Here is a 21,855-nt window from a genome sequence, read left to right as displayed (position 1 = left end):
CCCGTCTCGCACTGAGAGAAAAAAACCAACGGGTGAAAAAAGGGACGCTCAAGTGGCATCCCTTTCATTAACACCAATTAGGTATTTTATTTAGACGTCTCTGTGTGGTGATTGTCCACAACAGGTCGACGGCTCCAATAGCTCGCCAACAAAGACCCTGAAATATTGTGCCAAACGCTGAAAATGGTGCCAGGTAAAGCCGCCATTGGTGTGAAAAATTTCACGGCAAGCGCTGCCGCTAAACCAGAGTTTTGCAAGCCTACTTCGAAAGCGATGGTTCGACAAATACGCGCATCAAATCCCAGCAAGTATGTCACCCAATAGCCTAAGATCAAACCAATGGCATTATGTAAAATCACCGCAGCGGCGACGATCATACCGACTTGAACGATCTTCGAAGCACTCAAAGCCACGACAATGGCAATAATCAACACGATGGCAAACATGGAGATATAAGGAAAAATCGGTTCGGCTTTGCGGACAAACTTCGAGAAGAAGGTATTAATCAGTACGCCACCAGCAACGGGCAAGAGTACGATTTTGAACAAGCTCATTAGCATTGACGCAACCGGCACGTCGACACTTTGCCCTATCATCAGCGAGACTAGGAATGGCGTTAACACCACGCCAAGCAGCGTCGAAATCGCCGTCATAGAAATCGACAAGGCGGTATCGCCTTTTGCCAGATAACACATAACGTTCGATGACGTACCACCCGCCACGCTACCAACCAGCAACATGCCCACGGTCAATTCGGTATCAAAGCCAAAAGCAAAGGCTACACAAAACGCCGCAATGGGCATCACCAAGAATTGCAATAACACACCTACACCGACGGCTTTACCGTTTTTCAATACTTGTTTGAAATCCGCAGGGCTTAAGGTCAAACCCATTGCCAACATAATGATGGTTAACAAAGGAACAATCTGAGAACTCAAGCCAGTAAACAAACTTGGCTGTAAAAAGGCGACGCCGGAAAGCAACAACGCCCAAAGGGGGAAAAGCTGAATTACCATAATACAAAACTCCACGTATGCCATTCGCCCTTGCCGCCAAGAACTCAGCAAACACGAATACGCAACCACTATTTAATTATTATGCGTCCCAAAACGGGAGGAGGATTGTAACCAAATGACCTAGGTTAAAACAGCTTTTATCGCCCACCTAAAAGAATCTAAACCCGTCAGCAGCATGCTGAATTAAGGCATAACGTCATGTCCTGCCTGTTCAAATAGTCATAAGATTTAAGAAGAGATAACCATGGATAAGGTTTTTTCCATTTTGCGGTAACTCAACGACTCCATTAAATGCGCTCTGGTCACGGGCGAGTCATTTAAGTCAGCCAAGGTCAAAGCCACTTTTAATACACGATGATAGGCCCGTGCAGACAGTTTGAGTTTTTCTAGGGCGTGCTGCATAAATTGCTTATCGTCATCGCTTAATGCACAAATGGCTTCGAGTTGACGCCCACTCAGTAAAGCATTTTGTACGCCTTGTCGAACTCTTTGCCTAGCCACCGCTCTTTCCACTCGTTCACGTACACTGGCACTAGACTCGCCTTCTTCTTGGGCATTGACCAAGACATCAGACGGTAAAGGTGGCACTTCCACATGTAAGTCGATACGATCCAAAAACGGTGCAGAGAGCTTTTTGAGGTATTTTTGGCTGGCGCTGGATTGGTAATAGTCCTGCCCACCATTATAAGCTTCGTTACTGGCGTTCATTGCGGCCACCAGTTGAAAGCGCGCAGGAAAAGACATCTGCCCACGCGCACGGGAGATATGCACCTCGCCGTTTTCTAATGGCTCTCGCAACACTTCCAATACTTTGCGGTCAAATTCGGGCAGCTCATCAAGAAAGAGTACGCCACAATGGGCTAGGGAGGCTTCACCCGGCTTAGGAATCGAGCCGCCACCCACCAAGGCGGCGGCCGAACAAGAATGGTGCGGCGAGCGGAATGGCCGTTCAGACCAGTGCCAATCCAGCCCCATTTTTCGTCCCGCTACCGACTGGACAGACGCCACAGCAAGTGCCTCAGCTTCTGTCATGGCTGGCATAATACTGGGCAAGCGTGACGCTAACATGGTTTTGCCAGTGCCTGCGAACTCAATAAATAATAGGTTATGACCGCCCGCAGCGGCCACTTCTAGGTACTCGTCTTGCTTGGTATTGGCCTTTTACATCACGCATATCTTTATGATCTAAAGGCAAAGGCTCAGCGGGTTTCGATACGCAAATTGGCAACTGAGTTTGTTTTAATAGATGCGCTGTTACTTGAGTAAGGTGTTTAGCAAACACAGCATTCCCTTCCACCAACGCCGCTTCTTGCTGATTATCGTCAGGCAGGATCAATTGTCGATTGGCATGGTGACAGGCGATAGCGGATGGCAAGAGACCAGAGACCCCGCGAATCTCTCCTGATAGGGCTAACTCACCAATAAACTCAGTATCTCGTAAGCTTATGTCACCCAGCTGACCCGATGCGGCCAATACACTAATAGCAATGGCCAAATCATAACGACCACCTTCTTTGGGCAAATCCGCGGGCGCTAAGTTTATCGTGACGCGGCGCGTCGGCCATTCAAAATGGCTATTGATAATGGCGCTGCGCACACGGTCTTTTGCTTCTCGCACCGCCGCTTCAGGTAAACCGACAATATTCAGTGCAGGAAGACCGTTGGAAATATGCGTTTCCACGGTGACCAAAGGGGAAGACACGCCCACACGGGCACGGCTGTAGATAGTGGCTAAACTCATAATCTCTCCTTGATATCATTATTTTTTTTGTGAAAAGCAATCCAGCGCATCACAAATGTCGTATAAAGTTTTACATGGTTAATGAGTGGATCTAATGGCAAAAAACCCAATAAACCCCAACAAGCTGCTTTTGTCCAAGTGGACCTCCACGTCGCCACAGCAGAAAGAAAAGCATTTCATCGTCACTCAATTAATAAGAGACGACGAAGAGACTGTGACAGAATGCGTGCTTGAGGCGGTGATAAACAAACAACAGTACGTTCACCCTTGGCGTGACCTAACGTCAGCGGACCATTGGCAACAAGGCTGGAAGTGATCAGCTACTCGCTTTCAGCTTTAACAAAGGCGCTCACCCTTATGAGCGCCTTTTTTTATTTTTTACTCGACTGTTCCAACTCATTTAAACGCGCTTCAAGCACCGCCAGTTTCTCACGGTATTTTGCAAGCATCGCAGCCTGTACTTCAAATTCTTCTCGGGTAACAAGGTCCATTTTGCTTAACGTATTGCGAGCCACTTCATGCAACTGTGCTTGAATCTCTTCTTTTGGCAGTTTGCCTAACGTCTCAGCGGCTTGCCCCAGACCGGTACCAAGCTGCTTTATAAATTGATCAATCATGTCATTCTCATTTTTCATCTTCATAATGCTCAATAGTATAGAAGCCAAAGTAAGGTGCAAACAAGTTATCTACCAAGGCTTCTCCTTAAATCGACTGAGTCAGTTTACTCCCCCCATTAATTGCCTCTTTTTTGTGCATAAAATCAAAAAATACCGCCTTACCATGAGCAAGAATCCTCTAAATAAGGCACAAAATTGGGACTCTTTCAAAATATTCTTTCTTTAACAGAAGCAACAAGATAGAGAGTCACTTATGAAATCCCCCTTGCTATCAGACAAAATTTGCACCAATAAAATGCAGTATTTGATGAACACACCCCATTATGCCGCACAATTTCAAGTCATACTGTGCTCTTTTTAATTTCAAAAAATCGACAAAATCCTTACAAAGCCCTTATTACATGGGAATGTCTATATATGGCACGCATATTGAATAAAGCTAAATACCTGCGATACGACAATAAAACTGACTTTTTAAGGAGACAGTGGGTATGAAGCTTATAACTGCCATCATCAAGCCATTTAAACTCGATGATGTTCGAGAAGCGCTTTCTGAAATCGGTGTTCAAGGTATCACCGTGACAGAAGTGAAAGGTTTCGGACGTCAAAAAGGCCACACAGAACTATACCGCGGCGCTGAATATGTCGTCGATTTTTTACCGAAAGTAAAAATCGAATTGGCCATTGCAGACGAAATGACAGACCAAGTGGTTGAAGCCATTACTGGCGCGGCCAACACAGGCAAAATCGGCGACGGTAAGATCTTTATCGTTAACCTTGAACAAGCGGTTCGTATTCGTACCGGCGAGACTGGTGTAGAAGCAGTTTAAGACTGCTCGAATTATACAAGCCTTTAGGGGGGCGAAACATGCAAGACCAAATTTTTCACTTACAATATGCCATGGATACCTTCTATTTCTTGGTGTGTGGCGCGCTGGTTATGTGGATGGCAGCCGGATTTGCCATGTTGGAAGCGGGTTTAGTACGCGCTAAAAACACCACGGAAATTCTTACTAAGAACGTGGCCCTGTTTGCCATTTCTTGCATCATGTACCTAGTGTGCGGCTACTCCATCATGTACGGTGGCAACTGGTTCCTAACAGGTATTCAAGACGTTGATGTTGCTTCAACGCTAACAGACTTCGCAGGCCGTGAAGGTGGATTTGAAGGTGGCTCCATTTACTCTGGCGCTTCTGACTTCTTCTTCCAAGTGGTGTTCGTTGCAACAGCCATGTCTATCGTATCAGGTGCCGTTGCTGAACGTATGAAGCTTTGGGCCTTCCTAGTTTTTGCGGTTGTGATGACAGGTTTCATCTACCCAATGGAAGGTAACTGGACATGGGGCGGCGGTTCTGTATTCGGTATGTTCAGCCTTGGCGACCTAGGTTTCACTGACTTTGCAGGTTCTGGTATCGTTCACATGGCTGGTGCCTCTGCGGCTCTCGCTGGTGTATTGGTGCTGGGTGCTCGTAAAGGCAAATATGGTCCTAACGGTGAAGTTCGTGCCATTCCTGGTGCTAACCTACCACTAGCAACGCTAGGTACGTTCATCCTTTGGATGGGTTGGTTCGGTTTCAACGGTGGTTCTGTTCTGAAACTTGGTGACATCGCTAACGCAAACGCGGTTGCTATGGTGTTCTTGAACACAAACGCAGCAGCGGCAGGTGGTGCAATTGGCGCGCTTATTCTCGCTCGTATTCTGTTTGGTAAAGCCGATCTAACCATGCTTCTAAACGGCGCGTTGGCAGGTTTGGTTGCTATCACTGCAGGTCCAGATACTCCATCTGCATTGGGTGCGACGCTAATCGGTCTTGTGGGTGGCTTGATTGTGGTTGTGTCTATCCTGACCCTAGACAAGCTTAAAATTGATGATCCAGTGGGCGCGATCTCTGTTCACGGTGTGGTGGGTCTTTGGGGCTTACTAGCGGTACCACTCACTAACGATGGAACCACATTCGGCGGACAAATCGCTGGTGCACTAACCATCTTTGTATGGGTATTCGTAACAAGCTTAGTGGTTTGGTTGGTCATCAAAGCCATCATGGGTGTTCGCGTTACTGAAGAAGAAGAGTACGAAGGTGTTGACCTTTCTGAATGTGGTATGGAAGCGTACCCTGAATTCAGCAAGAAATAATCTCTTCTCTACCCCTGTAATCGTATTATTAAAACCCTCGCCTTGGCGGGGGTTTTCTCTTTTATTGCCAACTAGAATCACGTTTCCCCTTCTCATACAGACTACAAAACTACTTACTCACGCCGATACGCGTTATCATAGCGTCATACAGTTAATGAAAATCCAAAGGAACGACAATGCACGACGATTTACATTTAACCATTCGTAACCTGACTAATGATGATTACGACGAAATTAAAGTACTGATGGATAAGGTCTATCATGACATTGGCGGTGCTTGGCCTAAACACACTATCCACCAACTCATCAGTGTTTTTCCGGAAGGACAAATTTGTTTAGAAGATCATGGCAAAATTGTCGGTCTTGCTTTGTCCGTTCAGGTTAGTTACCAACGATTCAGCAACCCTCATACCTATGACGATCTGGTTGATCAAAAAGAAAATATTTTAAATGACCCTATGGGCGATGCCATGTATGGCTTAGACGCCCTAATCGCACCAGAGTACCGAGGCTACCGTCTTGGCCGTCGTTTGTACGAAGCCAGAAAAGAACTGTGTCGTCAGCATAATTTGCGCGCTATCTTAGCGGGCGGTCGTATTCCCAATTATCACGAACACGCCCACGAGATGAGTGCTGCGGAATACCTAGAAGCGGTTCGTGAGCGTAAAATTTACGATCCTATTTTAACCTTCCAATTGTCTAACGACTTCCAAGTCACACGTTTATTGAAGCGCTACATGCCAGAAGATGAAAAGTCTCAAGGCTACGCCACCTTATTGGAATGGAAAAACATCTTCTTCGAGCCAGATACCAACGTCATTCGCTCACGTAAAACCCAAGTTCGTATCGGCGCGATTCAATGGCAAATGCGTGAAGTGGAAAGCGTTGATGAGCTATTGAAGCAAGTCGAATACTTTATCGATGCGGTATCGGATTACAAAAGTGACTTTGTTTTATTCCCTGAGTTTTTCAATGCGCCCTTAATTGGATTGAGTCCAGACCAAGGTAACCAAACCGAAGCGATTCGCTTTTTAGCCAGTTTCACTGAACGCTTTATCAATGAAATGTCACAATTTGCGGTCAGCTATAACATCAACGTTATTACGGGTTCTATGCCTGTCATCGAAGACGAAATCGTCTATAACGTCAGCTACCTATGCCGTCGTGATGGTACCGTGGAAGAGCAGAAAAAAATCCACATTACCCCCCATGAACGTCGTGATTGGGTCATCGAAGGCGGTAACGATTTACGCGTTTTCAACACTGATGCGGGCCGCGTCGGTATTTTGATTTGCTACGATGTGGAATTTCCTGAACTTGGCCGCTTACTCGCTGCACAAGACATGGACATTTTATTTGTTCCCTTCTGGACCGATACTAAAAACGGTTACTTGCGTGTGCGTCGTTGTGCTCAGGCTCGCGCCATTGAAAACGAGTGTTATGTGGTCATTTGCGGTAGCTGTGGCAACCTCCCACAGGTCGAAAACCTGGATATTCAGTACGCCCAAAGCTCGGTTTTCTCACCGTCTGACTTTTCTTATCCACACGATGCGGTGATGGCGGAAACCACGCCAAATACCGAAATGATCATGTTTTCTGATTTAGATTTGGACAAACTGAAACTGACACGCAGTGAAGGCTCGGTGAACAACCTAAAAGACCGTCGTACCGATCTTTATTCGGTTATATGGAATCAGTCGAAATCATAAAAGTCGTGTTTGCCTGTGATAATATGGACGTTATCACTACACTCCACTGTATTAGAGACTCTCATGGCCAAAGCAAAAACTGCCTTTGTATGTAATGAATGCGGCGCCGACTACGCAAAATGGCAAGGGCAATGCCAAGCCTGCGGCGCGTGGAATTCCCTATCTGAAATCCGTTTAACATCAGGTAAGACCTCTGCCCGCGTCTCCGCCAGTCAAGATCCACGTTATCAGGGTTACGCTGGTGCGGTGACAGGTATTCAGAATTTATCTGACGTGGATTTAGGCGATGTGCCACGCTTTAGTTCAGGCGCCAATGAGTTTGATCGCGTATTGGGTGGTGGCTTGGTTCCTGGTGGTGTGGTACTGATTGGGGGACATCCGGGTGCCGGCAAAAGTACCTTATTACTGCAAACTATGTGTTGGCTAGCACAACAGCAAAGTGCGCTTTATGTAACGGGAGAAGAATCCCTTCAGCAAGTCGCCATGCGGGCGCAACGCCTTGGTTTACCAACACAAAACCTAAAAATGCTGTCGGAAACCAATGTTGAAGCGATTTTAAACATCGCTCAACAAGTCAAACCCAAAGTCATGGTAATCGACTCGATTCAGGTCATGCATTTGGATGGCGTGGAATCCGCTCCGGGGAGTGTCTCTCAAGTACGTGAAAGCGCGGCGGTATTAACACGCTTTGCCAAGCAAACCCAGACAGCGGTATTACTGGTGGGTCATGTTACGAAAGACGGCTCTTTGGCTGGGCCAAAAGTTCTTGAACACATGGTAGATTGTTCTGTATTGCTAGAAGGCTCAGAAGATTCACGCTTTCGAACCCTTCGTGGTATGAAAAACCGCTTTGGTGCAGTGAATGAATTAGGCGTGTTTGCCATGCTCGAAAATGGCTTAAAAGAAGTCAAAAACCCAAGTTCTATTTTCTTGAACCGCAGTAAACATCCCGCTGCCGGCAGCCTAGTGATGGTGGTTTGGGAAGGCACTCGGCCTCTTTTGGTGGAACTGCAAGCCCTGGTCGATGATTCAGCTCTAGGCAACCCAAGACGCGTTACCGTGGGATTCGATCACAATCGTCTTGCTATGCTGCTAGCGGTATTGCACAAGCATGGCGGCCTACTAACATCCGATCAGGATGTGTATTTGAACGTAGTGGGTGGTGTTAAAGTTTTGGAGACCAGCGCGGATCTCGCGGCTATTGCTGCTGTGGTCTCTAGCTTCCGTGACAGAGTATTACCCCATGACTTAGTGGTACTTGGGGAAGTCGGTTTATCGGGGGAGATTCGCCCTGTTCCCTCAGGACAAGAACGTATTAGTGAAGCAGCCAAACACGGTTTCACACGAGCCATCGTTCCCAAAGCCAACTGCCCGAAAAAGCCCATTGAAGGCATGAAAGTCATTGGCGTAGAACGCTTATCGGAAGCGCTTGATGCGATTTTCGAGAATTAATCCTTGAAGCACCCCATTTAAGAGTCAAAAAGATCGACGATGGGGTCGTCTTCCATGCCATAAGGTAATGCCTTAGCAGTGTCAGCTTCCAATCTATCTTGGCGGGCTTTGATTAAACGTGCTCGACGTTGTTTGCATAGATCAAGTACATGATGGCGTGCTTCATTGGTCAACGAAAACCAGTGAAAGCGCTCTTCTCGGCTGCGCAAACAACCTTTACAAAAGCCCGTTTTACTGTTTTCACACACTCCACGACAAGGGCTTTCTATGGTAAATAACTCTATTTGCTCCATAACCCTCTCGCTTCAAACGCTATTTTGTTACTAGCTGGAAATCATACACCTCTTCTGGTGACAAAAAATACACTCTGTCAGCAGGGGCGGCATCTAATGAAAACCAATAAAATCGCTCTGGTACGCCCATTTCTAAATAAAAATTCACATAGGTAGCATGTATAGGATCCGTTACATTGAGTGTCGTCGCGGCGATTTTTGTGCCATCAGACCAAGCATGTACCCCAACACCCGCTCCCGCACCGATACTTCTCTCCACACCGCCTAAAAATAAATCCACGCCACCGGAAAGAACATACCCAGTTGGTGCAATATGGGTGTTTAAACCGAGATGCCGAATCAAGCGCGCACCTTGCATTGTCGCTTGCTGATCAACCGAGCCTGACACATCCACTAATACGATATCCGTCACATTCGGGTTTTCACGCACCAGAGCACTCAACTGTTGCACCAAATCATGGCCCAAAACACCCGATAGATAAGCTGAATTACCTTCCACTTCGATACTTAGTACATTGCCAACTTGTGGCTCTAAACGCTTCTCGACTGGTGCCGCACAACCCACCAATATCACCACGGCCAGCAGCGGTAACCATGATGCTATTCGATTTATTAAAAAAGCCTTATTTGTCATACACCATCCTGTGATTTAAAGGTTTCTACACAATAGTAGACCATAAAAACCCTCTATTCATACCGATATCAAACATTAATGGATAGAACAAATGTAAAGCCCCAAAAAAATAGCCACCCCTTATAAAAAGGGCAGCTATTAAAAAGCATTTCTCATAAAAAATGCCTGAGATAAGCCATTTATTTAAGAAGGAAAAGAAAAGCTCTTGCCTTCACGAACGCCAGCAGATGGCCAACGCTGAGTAATGGTTTTGCGCTTAGTATAAAAACGCACGGCATCAGGACCATAAGCATGAAGATCCCCAAACAAAGAGCGTTTCCAACCCCCGAAACTATGGTATGCCACAGGCACTGGTAACGGTACGTTAATACCGACCATGCCCACTTCAATATGGTCAGAGAAATAACGCGCGGCCTCTCCATCACGGGTAAAGATACAAGTACCATTACCATATTCATGGTCATTAATTAATGTCATGGCCTCTTCCATGGTATCCACTCGAACCACTTGTAATACGGGGCCAAAGATCTCTTGCTGATAGCTGTCCATATCTTTGGTCACGCCGTCAATCAATGTCGCCCCCACAAAAAAGCCTTTTTCGTAACCTGCAACCTGAGGATGACGTCCGTCTACTACCACGGTGGCACCTTGCAATTCCGCGCTGTCAATAAACCCCACCACCTTATCTTTGTGTTCTTTGGTAATAACAGGACCAAAGTCATTGGTTTTGTCTGAACATTCGCCGACTTTGAGCGGTTTCATGGCGGCGGCCATTTTACTCACCAAGGCATCGCCTGCCGCTTTACCCACCGCGACGGCGACAGACAAGGCCATACAGCGCTCACCAGATGAACCAAACGCCGCACCAAGGAGCTGACTAACGACGTTATCCATGTCGGCATCTGGCATCACAATGGCGTGGTTTTTCGCTCCGCCCAATGCTTGGCAGCGTTTGCCATTGGCGCTGGCTTTGCTGTAAATGTATTCGGCAATCGGTGTCGAACCGACAAAGCTCACAGCTTTTACTCGCTTGTCTTCCAATAAGGTATCAACCGCCACTTTATCGCCATTGACCACGTTAAAGACACCAGCTGGTAAGCCAGCTTCGTGTAGTAACTCAGCAATAAATAACGCCGTGCTTGGATCGCGCTCCGAGGGTTTCAAAACAAAGGTATTACCGCACACAATGGCCATTGGAAACATCCATAAAGGTACCATAGCAGGGAAATTAAAAGGCGTAATGCCCGCGACCACACCTAATGGCTGGAATTCGCTCCAAGAATCGATGTTTGGGCCGACATTTTTGCTGTACTCACCTTTCAATAATTCTGGCGCACCGCAGGCGTATTCGACATTTTCAATACCGCGTTGCAACTCACCCGCGGCGTCATGACAAATTTTGCCATGCTCAGCGCCAATCAGTTGACAAATTTTATCCGCATGTTTTTCTAATAACGCTTTGTAGTTAAACATGATACGAGCACGTTTTAAGGGCGGAGTATTGCGCCATTCTGGGTAAGCGGCTTGAGCCGCTGTAATCGCCTCTTCAACGGTTTCTCGGGAAGCAATGGCCACTTTTTTCGCCACCGCTCCAGTAGCTGGGTTAAATACATCTTGAGTACGTTCAGCTTGTTCTGAGTACTTACCGTTTATCAAATGCCCAATGATTTCCATGGTTACTCCCTACTCTAAAAAATTCGTTTTCATGGTTTAACTCCACACGATAAAGAGAAAAACACTGTCTGTTGACACTACTATGCCTATGGTAATAGATTATAAAAAGTTGAATTTATTAACGCTTAGTTAATGAATTACTTAACTATAAAACGAATCAATGATGCCGCATTAGCAGTGGGCACAATGGGGAAGAAGGTGAACCAATTTCATAGCCAAATAAGCGACGCGGACCTGCGCATATTGCGTATATTCCGTACTGTGGTCGAATGCGGCGGTTTTTCCGCTGCGGAGGTTGAGCTAAACATCAGTCGTGCCGCAATCAGTATTGCCATATCCGATTTGGAAACTCGCTTAGGCTTTCGCCTTTGCCAACGTGGACGATCCGGTTTCTCTTTGACAAACGAAGGCAGTCAGGTATACGACTACACTTTACAGCTGTTATCTTCGATAGAAGACTTCAGAACCAACATCAATGCTCTCCACCAACACTTAAAAGGCGAGGCTCAATATTGGCATCACAGACAATCTTGTGACGCTTCCTCATACTCGAATTACCCGTACTCTGGCCAGTCTAAAAGATAAGGGACCGCACGTTACAATCAATATTCGCATGATCCCACCCACAGACATAGAGCGTGGCGTATTAGATGGTCGTTTGCATGTTGGTATCGTACCAGATTTAAAAATCCTCAGTGGTTTGGATTACCACCCACTTTATGAAGAAACCTCTAAGCTTTATTGTAGCGATACTCATCCGTTATTCACTATGGCGGATCAAACCTTTTCAAAAGCCAAACTCAAGGAGTTTGACGCCGTATTGCCCGCCTATGCTCAAACCCCAGAAATAAAAGCCCAACACCAGCCGCTTACGGCAAGCGCGACGGCCACGGACAGAGAAGGCATTGCTTTCCTTATTTTAACTGGCCGTTATATCGGTTTTTTACCTGATCATGTCGCTGAGCGCTGGATACGCGATGGAAGAATGCGAGCCATTTTGCCAGAACAATGTCATTACATTACACAATTCTCCGCGATTACACGAAAAGGCGCACGTGCTAATCTGATATTGGAAACCTTTTTAAAAGAGTTAGAAAAAACATAACCAGATATTCATTTATAGCATATCTTTAATATATATTTAAAAATTCATATCCTTATACAAGAGATATAAAATGGATTCATTATCGTATCCAGATCTTCTAATATATGGAGTCATGCATGAAGTGCGTAAAGCGAAGCAATTTAATAATGGGGATCACCTTTGCGGCCTCACTATTTTTATCGGCCTGCTCATCCGATCAAAACGATGACGTGGTTGTCGAAAAAGACATTGTCCGCCCTGTTAAACTGATCACCATTGAGTCAACCGACGCGATTAACATTCGACGCTTTCCCGCTGAACTAAAGGCAAGCGAAGAAGCCGATCTGGCGTTTCGTGTTGGTGGCCAATTGATGCAGCTGAACGTTGTATCAGGTCAAAGAGTGAAAAAAGGCGAGCTATTGGCTTCTCTTGATCCCACTGATTTCAGGCTAGAGGTTGAGCTTGCTCAAGCGAATCAGTATTTAGCTGACGCACAGTTCAAACGCATTCAAACTATTTTCAAGCAAAATGCCACCACAAGATCAGAATACGATTCGGCTAAAGCCTCATTGGACCAAGCCAATAACGCCTTACAATCGGCAAAAAATCAAATGCAGTACACACAAGTCTTTGCACCATTTGATGGGGTTATCTCTTCTGTTAGCACCGAAAATTTCCAATACGTGAGTGCCACGCAGACCTTAATGCACATTCAAAACATCGACAACCTTGATGTTGAGTTCCAAGTACCTGAAAGCCTAGTGGTGAGCATTAAAAGCACTCATTCAAATTACAAGGCAAAAGTAGTGGTTGATGTGGCACCAGAAGAAGAGCTTTACGGTGCTTATAAAGAACACAATACCACACCCGATGATACCACAATGGCTTATGACGTTACCTTAAGCCTAATCAGACAAAGCAAGGCAACAAACACTCTACTACCAGGTATGACAGCGAACGTCGATCTTGACCTCAGCACTATTCTAGGAACAAAGAAACACATTACAGTACCGGTCGAAGCAGTACTGCGCCATGAAGACACGAGTACGGGGCAATCCAGTAGCACGGTTTGGGTATTCAATAGTGATAATAATACGTTGGAAGCTAGAACGGTCACGCTCGGTTCTTTACAAGGTAACCATGTGGAAATTATCTCTGGATTAAACGCTGGCGAACAAATCGTTGCGGCGGGTGTTTACAGCTTAACAGAGACCATGCAAGTTCGTCCTTGGACACGTGAGCGAGGCCTATAATGGATATTGCAGCCTATTTTATAAATCGTAAAGTCACCAGTTGGATGGTTACGCTGATTCTGCTAGTCGGCGGTATCATTGCGTTTACCAACTTAGGACAGCTTGAAGACCCAGAGTTTACCATTAAGGACTCATTGGTCATCACGTATTATCCTGGCGCGTCTCCAGAACAGGTCGAAGAAGAAGTCACTTATCCAATTGAGCGTGAATTACAAAACTTGCCCTATGTGGATAAAATCACGTCTACGTCAAAAGCAGGTTATTCTAAAGTTCAGTTGACGATTAAAGACACTTATCGCGCCCAAGAACTAAAACAAATTTGGGACGAAGTGCGTAAAAAGATTCGTGATATATCTGGTAACTTCCCGACAGGCGTTGGCACACCTATTGTTGTCGATGATTTTGGCGATGTATATGGTGTCATGCTGGCTGTTCATGGAGAAGGCTATCCCTACAAGGATTTAGAAAACTACGTAGATTACGTCAAACGAGAATTGGTTCTTGTTGATGGCGTTGCCAAAGTCACCGTAGCAGGCGAGCAGGACGAACAGGTTACCATTGAAATTTCACGCTCCAAACTGGCTAACATGGGGATTTCACCCAGCCAATTAGAAGATCTGCTGAAAAATCAAAATAATGTGTCCAACGCTGGCAAAGTGAGAGTCGGCAGCGAATACATTCGTATTAGCCCTACTGGGGAATTTCAAGATATTTCCGAATTAGAAAATCTTATTGTTGGCACCCCCATTGACGGCAACCTTATACGCTTGAGTGATATCGCGACCATTAAGCGCGAATACGCCGATCCCAAAACACACATAGTCAATTTTGATGGCGCAAAATCTTTGCTGTTAGGCGTGTCTTTTTCTGCCAATGTGAACGTGGTAGAGGTCGGTAAAGCCTTAGAAGAACGAATTGCTGAGTTAAAATACCAGCAGCCGATTGGACTCAGCATGGACCCTATTTACTTCCAATCTAAAGAAGTAGATCGCTCTGTCTCTAACTTTTTACTTAACCTAGTCGAAGCCGTTGGTATCGTTATTCTGGTACTATTGGTTTTCATGGGCATTCGCTCAGGCATCTTGATCGGTATTATTCTTTTATTGACCATCCTTGGCACTTTTATTGTCATGGACTATTTCAAAATCAACCTACAACGAATCTCCTTAGGTGGACTTATTATCGCCTTGGGGATGCTGGTCGATAACGCCATCGTGGTCACCGAAGGAGTACTGATTGGTCTACAAAGAGGCATGACCAAGCTGCAAGCCGCCAGCGCTGTTGTTAAGCAAACTAAATGGCCATTGCTTGGTGCCACTGTGATCGCCATCACCGCCTTTGCACCAATTGGCTTGTCTCCTGATGCCGTGGGCGAGTTTGTTGGTTCGTTGTTCTATGTATTATTAATTTCCCTGTTTTTAAGCTGGATTACCGCCATCACACTGACGCCGTTTTTCTGTGATTTATTCTTTAAAGAAAGCATCGCAAACAGAAATAGTGACGCAACAGGAGAAGATACAAAAGTAGACCCATACCAAGGTTTTATATTTACCGGTTATAAATGGTTGTTAGACAAAGCCATGCACTACCGTTGGATGACGGTCATTCTCTTGGTTGGTTGTTTGGTGGCATCGGGATGGGCATTCCAGTTTGTTAAACAAGCGTTCTTTCCACCTTCAACCACGCCGATGTTCTATATGGACATTCAAATGCCTGAAGGCACCCACATAGAAGACACCTATAAAAAAGTACAAGATATTGAACAAGACTTGTTGAAAGATGAGCGTATTGAGAACGTCACTTCTACAACAGGACAAGGCGCGTTACGCTTCATGCTGACCTATGATGCCAAGCAAGAAAACGCCAGCTATGCGCAATTTATTGTTCGAACCAAAACGGAAGAATCGATACCAAACTTGTTTAAAGACCTTCATTACAAAATGCAAGAAGAGTATCCTGAACTGGAAGTCAAATTGCAGCGCTTACAGTTAGGCCCCTCTACTGGTGCCAAGCTTGAAACCCGTATTAGCGGACCAGATCCGAAAGTTCTGCGTCAACTAAGCGCACAGGTTCAGGAGATTTATCGCGCAGATGGCGGACTAGAAAATATTAAAGACGATTGGCGCCAGCCTGTTAAAGTACTTCGCCCTATTTTTAATGATGCTCAAGCACGACGTTTAGGCATCAGTAAAACCGAGCTAGACGATGTACTGTTAACGAACTTTACCGGTTCTCAAATTGGCTTATATCGTGAAGGCACCGATCTTCTCCCCATCGTTCGCAAAGCGCCAGCCAATGAGCGTGTGTCCATTGACCAAATCCGTGACTTGCAAATTTACAGTCCGGCATCTGGCTCCTATGTGACATTGTCGACTCTAGTGTCCGGTTTTGAAACGGTCTGGGAAGATCCAATTATCGAACGTCGAGATCGTAAACGAACAATCACTGTCATGGCTGACCCTAAAATCTTAGGCGATGAAACGGCCATGTCGATCTTCACTCGCACTCGTGGGGCGATTGAAGCGATCAAGTTGCCACCGGGTTATACACTCGAATGGGGGGCGAATACGAGAGCAGTACTGACGCCCAAGCCAACATATTTAAGGCTTTACCATTGGGTTACTTGTTCATGTTTATTATCACGATATTGTTGTTTAACTCAATTCGTGTACCGCTGACGATTTGGTTCTGTGTACCTTTAGCCTTGATCGGTGTTTCTACTGGCTTATTGGTGATGAACTCCGCTTTCAGCTTTATGGCGCTACTCGGATTCTTGAGTTTATCGGGCATGACGGTGAAGAACGGTATCGTACTTGCTGATCAAATCAATTATGAACTTGATCAAGGCACCGAAAAATACGAAGCCATCTTCAACTCGGCAGTAAGCCGTGTTCGACCTGTCTGCATGGCAGCCGTCACGACGATTCTGGGGATGATTCCATTGCTATTTGATGGTTTCTTTGAAGGCATGGCAGTGGTTATTTCGTTTGGCCTAGGCTTTGCGACCATTTTGACGCTTATCGCGGTACCCGTGTTTTACACCTTACTATTCCGTGTCAAATATCGTCACCATAGCGAATTCGACTAATCGCTAGCTACTTTGGTAGAGCCTTAGTGTCCCTAGGCATTAAGGCTCTTGATTTACAACTACGCTATCTTATCGAGAAGATTATGCACCTAGACGACATTTTAAAGCTGGACATAAAACTACTCGTTGCTTTCGTAACCATCATGGAAGAAGGCAGTGTGTCACGGGCAGCAGAAAGACTGAATGTGACTCAGCCTGCTCTCAGTAAGAGCCTACAAAGACTTCGTGAGTCTCTTTAAAGACTCACTCTTCACGCGTCAGGCTTATGGATTAACGCCCACGGCAAGAGCATCCGAGCTGCAAGATTTGATTCAGCCCATTTTAAGTTCTTTGTCAGAACTCATGAACCCTAACTCTCTGGATTTAAAAACCCTAGATAGACGCTTCAAATTGCGTGCTGACGAAGGCGATTTGGAAAACTTTATTGATCCTCTGCTGGCATCTTTGCAATATCAGGCACCTAATTTACGCTTATCCATCAGCTCTTGGGGAGACTCACAGCTGGATGAGCTGGTTTCAGGCAATGTCGATCTGGGGATTATGCGCGTCAGTGATACACCGGAAATGTTCGCAGCAAGCTAATCGGCTACATGGAAGCCTGTATCGTGCTCAGTGAAGCTCACCCACTCTTTCACAAAGACGAGGTGACATTAGAGGAATTGCTGCGTCATAAGGTCGTCACCCACCATTTACGCAGCCACCGTCATAGCTCTTTCTCAAAAACCGAACAAAAACTTAAGCAACAAGGCCACGTTATACTGCCCAGCTTAGAGACAGATAGCTTAATGGTCGCCATGCAAGCGGTAAAGCGCGGTATGGCTTTGGTCACCTCACGCTCTATCGGTGATTTGTTCCTGCAAGTGATGTGTGAAAAAGCCCATTTTTATCCAGTCAAGTTGTTGCCTATCCCAAAAGAAGTATTAGATCTAGACGAATACGATGGGCGTCATCCTATTCATATTTTTTGGCATGAACGCTTTAACAATGATCTTGCGCATCGCTGGTTGAGAGAGCAGATTATTTACTTTATGCGTGAATCCCCTTGGATGCATCCGCCAATCTAAATAAACGACTCAGATCAAAATAGCCATTATCCCGCGTCGCGCTGCGAACGAAGAAAATCAAAACGCGGGATATTTTCGCCATTAATGCATACTGTTTCTTGAAACATGCTCAGTGGTCTTGCCCACCAGCCAAACTCACCATACATAGCTTGATAGACTACTAATTCTTCTTCCGTTTCGCTGTGTTTAACCACACGCTCTACCCAATATAGAGCCCCTTTATAATGTTGATAAACACCTTGTCTCATAATCAAAACCGCCATACTTTAAAAAAATCGACCAATTCAAGCCAATAAGCAGAAAAACCTGTCGCAAATACACAAGTCTCCATCTTACAGCTCATCTCGAACTCAGCAATAATACTCAGCATCTAGAAGAAGACACTAAAGAACTCTCATTCAGTGTCCACAATGAATAATAGGATGACCCTATGTACCTTGTACGTCCAGCAGACTTTGCCGATTTACCTGCTTTGGAGCGTCTTGCTCAACAAGCTGGCATTGGTATTACCAACTTCCCTGCTAATAGAGAACGCTTGAACGACAAAATTGCCTCTTCACGCCGCTCTTTGCAAACCGACGTGATACAGCCAGGAAACGAATCCTACTTGTTTGTGCTAGTGAATACCAATAACAGTGAAATCGTCGGTTGTTGTGGCATTGATGCCATGGTGGGCGTTGATACCCCGTTTTACAGCTATCGCATAGACGAAGTCGTACATGCCTCACCACAGCTGCAAATTCATAATCGCATTCCTGCCCTTTTTTTATGCCATGACTATAGCGGAACAAGCAGGCTCATCGCACTGGTGGTCGATAAAGCTCACCAGAATCCGACCGCCATGTCACTGTTGTCCAAAGCACGATTGCTGTTCATTGCTCGCTATCCAGAGCGCTTTACCAAACGTTTATTTGCCGAATTACGTGGTGAAAATGACCAACAGGGTCAATCTGCATTTTGGGATGCGCTTGGCAAACATTTTTTTACCATGGACTTTAAAAAAGCAGACTATCTTTCAGGGGTCAGTAACAAACACTTTATCGCCGAATTAATGCCGCGCTATCCGATTTATGTCCCAACCTTGCCTGAGGCCGCACAAGACGTCATAGGTGTCGTCCATGAAGAGTCCAGTCAAAGTGCTGACATTCTTCTAAACGAAGGCTTCGAGTTCCGCGGTTACGTGGATATTTTTGATGCTGGACCCACCATAGAGGCACGTACAGAAAGCCTTCACACTATTGCTGAGCAAAAAATGGGCAAAGCGTTAACACTGACCGAAAGCAGTAAGGTACCGATGCATCTTATTTCAGCAGGACATCTGGAAACCTTTCGAGTCACAGCCGCTTCCGCTGAGCCACAAGTCGCGGGATTAGCACTCGAAAAAGCCACTCAAGACAAATTGGGCATCTCCTCTGGAAGCCGAATCCAATGGGTCGCTCTATAATATTAATAATCATATATAAAAAATTTTTGCGCCGCTCACAGCGCTTAATTATAAAAAAGGATACTCATCATGATGGTCATACGCCCTATCTGTCAAAATGACCTAAAGTCACTTTATCGACTTGCAGAAAAGACTGGCATTGGCTTTACCTCCTTGGTAACCGACGAAGCGGTACTGCAAAAAAAATTGACGGAGCCATACGCTCTTTTGCCAAAGAAAATGTCGTATCACCAAACAACGAAGACTATCTTATGGTGCTCGAAGACAGCACCACCGGAGATATTGTCGGCACCTGTGGCATATTGGCCACGGTTGGTTTAGACGAACCCTTTTACAGCTATCATCTCGGCACCATCACCCATGCCTCAAGAGAATTAGGCGTTCATAATGCTATCCCGACGCTGATACTCAACAACGATTTCACCGGCTGCAGCGAAATTTGCACCTTATTTTTAGAAGAAAACTACCGCCATTCTAAAAACGGCCAGTTACTGTCAAAAGCGCGCTTTATGTTCATGGCGCAATTTCCTGAACGTTTTACGGAAAAAGTCTTCGCGGAAATGCGTGGTGTCAGTGATGAAAACGGTGTATCGCCCTTTTGGGAAAGCCTTGGTCGTCACTTTTTTTCCATCGATTTCAAGGAAGCGGATGAATTAACCGCCCAAGGTAATAAACAATTTATCGCTGAGCTTATGCCCAATAATCCTGTTTATGTGAACCTACTACCGCAGGCGGCTCGAGACGTACTTGGACAGGTTCATCAAAATACCGTACCAGCTCGTCGCTTATTAGAGCAAGAAGGCTTTCGCTACGAAAACTATGTGGATATTTTTGATGGTGGTCCAAGTTTAGAAGCCAGAGTTCAAGATATCCGTGCCGTTCGTGATAGTCGTCTTTGTCTGGCTAACATCGGCCAACCCAAAGGGTTGTGCAATTCGCCAAATGAAGGCTGTTTCTACCTTGTGTCGAATGCCAAAGTAGCTGATTTCCGCTGCATTTTAATTCAGCGATCCATACCTCCGGGAAGTGCGATGACTCTCACTCAAGAAGAAGCAGACAGCCTTTGCATAACAAATAAAGAACCCGTTCGAATCGTGGAATTATCCCCCTATTCAAGATAAATGCGCACGAATTAACAGGAGCTATCATGAAACAAGCACATTATATTAATGGCCAATGGTTAGCAGGCGAAGGCCAGTTACTACGCTCTATCGACCCAGCGGACGCCAGTTTAGTATGGCAAGCTCATACCGCCACAGCTGAACAAGTCGACGCTGCTATCAAAGCCGCTCGTACTGCCTTTCCTAGTTGGGCAAACCGTCCTTTAGAAGAGCGTTTAAGTGTTATTGAAGCCTTCGCAGCTCTAGTTAAAGAACACAGCGAAGACATAGCGACCGTTATCAGCCGTGAAACAGGTAAGCCAATCTGGGAAACGCGCACCGAAGCCGCCGCCATGGTCGGAAAAGTAGCCATATCTATACAGGCTTACCACGAACGAACGGGGAAAAAACCACGCCAATGCCTGGAGCCACTGCGCGTCTGCGTCATCGTCCACATGGTGTCGTTGCCGTATTTGGTCCCTATAACTTCCCGGGGCATTTACCTAACGGGCACATAGTGCCAGCGCTGATTGCTGGCAACACCGTCGTTTTTAAACCAAGCGAACAAGCACCCGCGACCTCTGACCTAATCGTTCAATTATGGGAAAAAGCAGGCTTGCCAGCTGGCGTACTTAACTTGATTCAAGGGGAGCGTGAGACAGGCGTCGCCCTAGCAAATCATCAAGAAATCGACGGATTATTCTTCACCGGCAGCCCTCAAGTTGGTCACATTTTACATAAAGACTTTGCTGGCCATCCGGGCAAAATTTTAGCGCTAGAAATGGGTGGCAATAACCCATTATTGGTATCTGAAAAAATCGCGGATCAACGTGCGGCGGTACATGAAATTATTCAGTCGGCGTTTATTTCTGCGGGGCAACGTTGTACTTGCGCCCGTCGTCTATTATTGCCCAAAGGCAAGCTAGGCGATGCCATTTTGCACGCTTTAGTAACGGCAACCAAAGCGCTCAAGATTGATCGCTTTGACGCTGACGAACAGCCTTTTATGGGGCCTGTTGTATCAGCGCAAGCGGCTGACGGTTTACTGCAAGCCTACCAAAAACTGATTAAGCTAGGGGCATCTCCTATCTTAGAAATGACCCGCGGCGATAGCCAAACAGGTTTCGTGACACCGGGCATTATCGATGCCACCGACATGCTAGACGAACTGCCAGACCAAGAATACTTCGGCCCACTGCTTACCGTGATTCGCTATGATTCCTTGGATCAAGCCATGAGCATCGCTAATAACACAAGATTTGGCTTATCGGCCGGTATTTTGTCCGACGACGCTGCAGAGTACGAATGGTTCCTACAACACAGCCGAGCAGGCATCATCAACTGGAACCGCCAAACTACTGGCGCATCAAGTAATGCACCATTTGGCGGTACGGGCGCCAGCGGCAACCACAGAGCCAGTGCTTACTATGCTGCAGATTATTGCGCGTACCCCGTTGCCAGTATTGAAGCTGATAGCCTAACCATGCCCGAAAAGCTTGCACATGGTTTGACGCTATAGCAGCCTCAATACAAAACCAAACTAACGATATTT

General features: G+C 45.9%; 17 protein-coding genes and 5 pseudogenes. 15 read left to right on the top strand and 7 right to left on the bottom strand.

The features are described from left to right. Positions 1-86: 86 nt before the first annotated feature. Together ONZ52_RS19155 and ONZ52_RS19150 are read right to left on the bottom strand one after the other, a co-directional pair. A complete protein-coding gene (locus ONZ52_RS19155; protein WP_265220240.1) occupies positions 87-1,016 on the bottom strand; it encodes a bile acid:sodium symporter family protein in 930 nt (309 codons plus the stop codon). Between the two features lie 228 nt (positions 1,017-1,244). Beyond that, positions 1,245-2,757, bottom strand: a pseudogene (locus ONZ52_RS19150) (YifB family Mg chelatase-like AAA ATPase). Positions 2,758-2,851: 94 nt separating this feature from the next. Between ONZ52_RS19150 and ONZ52_RS19145 the strand changes: the two are divergent. Then, positions 2,852-3,073, top strand: a complete 222-nt coding sequence (locus tag ONZ52_RS19145) for a TIGR02450 family Trp-rich protein (RefSeq protein WP_265220239.1) — start codon at positions 2,852-2,854, stop codon at positions 3,071-3,073. Positions 3,074-3,128: 55 nt separating this feature from the next. On the opposite strand, the gene ONZ52_RS19140 is transcribed toward ONZ52_RS19145, so the two are convergent. Next, a complete protein-coding gene (locus tag ONZ52_RS19140) occupies positions 3,129-3,374 on the bottom strand; it encodes an accessory factor UbiK family protein (protein ID WP_265220238.1) in 246 nt (81 codons plus the stop codon). Between the two features lie 491 nt (positions 3,375-3,865). On the opposite strand from ONZ52_RS19140, the gene glnK reads away from it, so the two are divergent. From glnK to radA, 4 genes are all read left to right on the top strand, one after another. After that, positions 3,866-4,204, top strand: a complete 339-nt coding sequence (gene glnK, locus ONZ52_RS19135) for a P-II family nitrogen regulator (RefSeq protein WP_012071322.1) — start codon at positions 3,866-3,868, stop codon at positions 4,202-4,204. Between the two features lie 38 nt (positions 4,205-4,242). Further along, positions 4,243-5,508 carry an ammonium transporter gene (locus ONZ52_RS19130; protein WP_111606765.1) on the top strand — a complete coding sequence of 422 codons (1,266 nt, stop codon included), beginning with the start codon at positions 4,243-4,245 and terminating at the stop codon, positions 5,506-5,508. Positions 5,509-5,684: 176 nt separating this feature from the next. Beyond that, positions 5,685-7,217, top strand: coding sequence for a carbon-nitrogen hydrolase family protein (locus ONZ52_RS19125; protein ID WP_265220237.1), 1,533 nt, complete (start codon positions 5,685-5,687; stop codon positions 7,215-7,217). Between the two features lie 63 nt (positions 7,218-7,280). Continuing rightward, on the top strand, positions 7,281-8,669 hold the full coding sequence (gene radA, locus ONZ52_RS19120; protein ID WP_265220236.1) for a DNA repair protein RadA: 1,389 nt from the start codon (positions 7,281-7,283) through the stop codon (positions 8,667-8,669). Positions 8,670-8,686: 17 nt separating this feature from the next. On the opposite strand, the gene ONZ52_RS19115 is transcribed toward radA, so the two are convergent. The 3 genes from ONZ52_RS19115 to ONZ52_RS19105 form a co-directional block, all read right to left on the bottom strand. After that, the gene (locus ONZ52_RS19115) at positions 8,687-8,962 is read right to left on the bottom strand and encodes a DUF1289 domain-containing protein (RefSeq protein WP_265220235.1); all 276 of its coding nucleotides are present in this window, start codon (positions 8,960-8,962) and stop codon (positions 8,687-8,689) included. A 19-nt stretch (positions 8,963-8,981) separates the two neighbouring features. Next, complete coding sequence (locus ONZ52_RS19110) at positions 8,982-9,596, bottom strand: COG3904 family protein (RefSeq protein ID WP_265220234.1); 615 nt, start codon at positions 9,594-9,596, stop codon at positions 8,982-8,984. A 183-nt stretch (positions 9,597-9,779) separates the two neighbouring features. Further along, a complete protein-coding gene (locus ONZ52_RS19105; RefSeq protein WP_265220233.1) occupies positions 9,780-11,270 on the bottom strand; it encodes a CoA-acylating methylmalonate-semialdehyde dehydrogenase in 1,491 nt (496 codons plus the stop codon). 186 nt (positions 11,271-11,456) lie between these two features. Here ONZ52_RS19105 and ONZ52_RS19100 point away from each other — a divergent pair. The 6 genes and pseudogenes from ONZ52_RS19100 to ONZ52_RS19075 all read left to right on the top strand — a co-directional run bounded on the left by ONZ52_RS19100 (position 11,457) and on the right by ONZ52_RS19075 (position 17,759). Then, positions 11,457-12,375: pseudogene (locus ONZ52_RS19100) on the top strand (LysR family transcriptional regulator). Between the two features lie 116 nt (positions 12,376-12,491). Beyond that, positions 12,492-13,607, top strand: a complete 1,116-nt coding sequence (locus ONZ52_RS19095) for an efflux RND transporter periplasmic adaptor subunit (RefSeq protein WP_265220232.1) — start codon at positions 12,492-12,494, stop codon at positions 13,605-13,607. After that, positions 13,607-16,695: pseudogene (locus ONZ52_RS19090) on the top strand (efflux RND transporter permease subunit). Before ONZ52_RS19095 ends, ONZ52_RS19090 begins: the two are co-directional and overlap by 1 nt. 26 nt (positions 16,696-16,721) lie before the next feature. Beyond that, a complete protein-coding gene (locus ONZ52_RS19085; protein ID WP_265220231.1) occupies positions 16,722-16,934 on the top strand; it encodes a LysR family transcriptional regulator in 213 nt (70 codons plus the stop codon). After that, on the top strand, positions 16,921-17,277 hold the full coding sequence (locus ONZ52_RS19080; RefSeq protein WP_265220230.1) for a hypothetical protein: 357 nt from the start codon (positions 16,921-16,923) through the stop codon (positions 17,275-17,277). The genes ONZ52_RS19085 and ONZ52_RS19080 overlap by 14 nt, the downstream gene beginning before the upstream one ends. Before the next feature lie 23 nt (positions 17,278-17,300). Next, entirely contained in the window at positions 17,301-17,759 is a 459-nt protein-coding gene (locus ONZ52_RS19075) for a LysR substrate-binding domain-containing protein (protein ID WP_265220228.1), read from the top strand. A 26-nt stretch (positions 17,760-17,785) separates the two neighbouring features. Here ONZ52_RS19075 and ONZ52_RS19070 read toward each other — a convergent pair whose 3' ends face one another. Then, the gene (locus tag ONZ52_RS19070; RefSeq protein WP_265220227.1) at positions 17,786-18,007 is read right to left on the bottom strand and encodes a DUF1653 domain-containing protein; all 222 of its coding nucleotides are present in this window, start codon (positions 18,005-18,007) and stop codon (positions 17,786-17,788) included. A gap of 182 nt (positions 18,008-18,189) precedes the next feature. Here ONZ52_RS19070 and ONZ52_RS19065 point away from each other — a divergent pair, with 182 nt between their 5' ends. From ONZ52_RS19065 to astD, 4 genes and pseudogenes are all read left to right on the top strand, one after another. Next, on the top strand, positions 18,190-19,203 hold the full coding sequence (locus ONZ52_RS19065) for an arginine N-succinyltransferase (protein ID WP_265220226.1): 1,014 nt from the start codon (positions 18,190-18,192) through the stop codon (positions 19,201-19,203). Positions 19,204-19,272: 69 nt separating this feature from the next. Continuing rightward, positions 19,273-19,383: pseudogene (locus tag ONZ52_RS24880) on the top strand (arginine N-succinyltransferase); the annotation flags it as partial. Positions 19,384-19,388: 5 nt separating this feature from the next. After that, complete coding sequence (astA, locus tag ONZ52_RS19060) at positions 19,389-20,324, top strand: arginine N-succinyltransferase (RefSeq protein ID WP_321160379.1); 936 nt, start codon at positions 19,389-19,391, stop codon at positions 20,322-20,324. Positions 20,325-20,350: 26 nt separating this feature from the next. Next, positions 20,351-21,822: pseudogene (gene astD / locus ONZ52_RS19055) on the top strand (succinylglutamate-semialdehyde dehydrogenase). Positions 21,823-21,855 lie beyond the last annotated feature (33 nt).

This window comes from Marinomonas rhodophyticola, assembly GCF_026113935.1.
Lineage (GTDB): Bacteria > Pseudomonadota > Gammaproteobacteria > Pseudomonadales > Marinomonadaceae > Marinomonas > Marinomonas rhodophyticola.
Note: the sequence above shows the minus strand (reverse complement) of the source record. Positions and strands in the feature narration are given on the sequence as shown.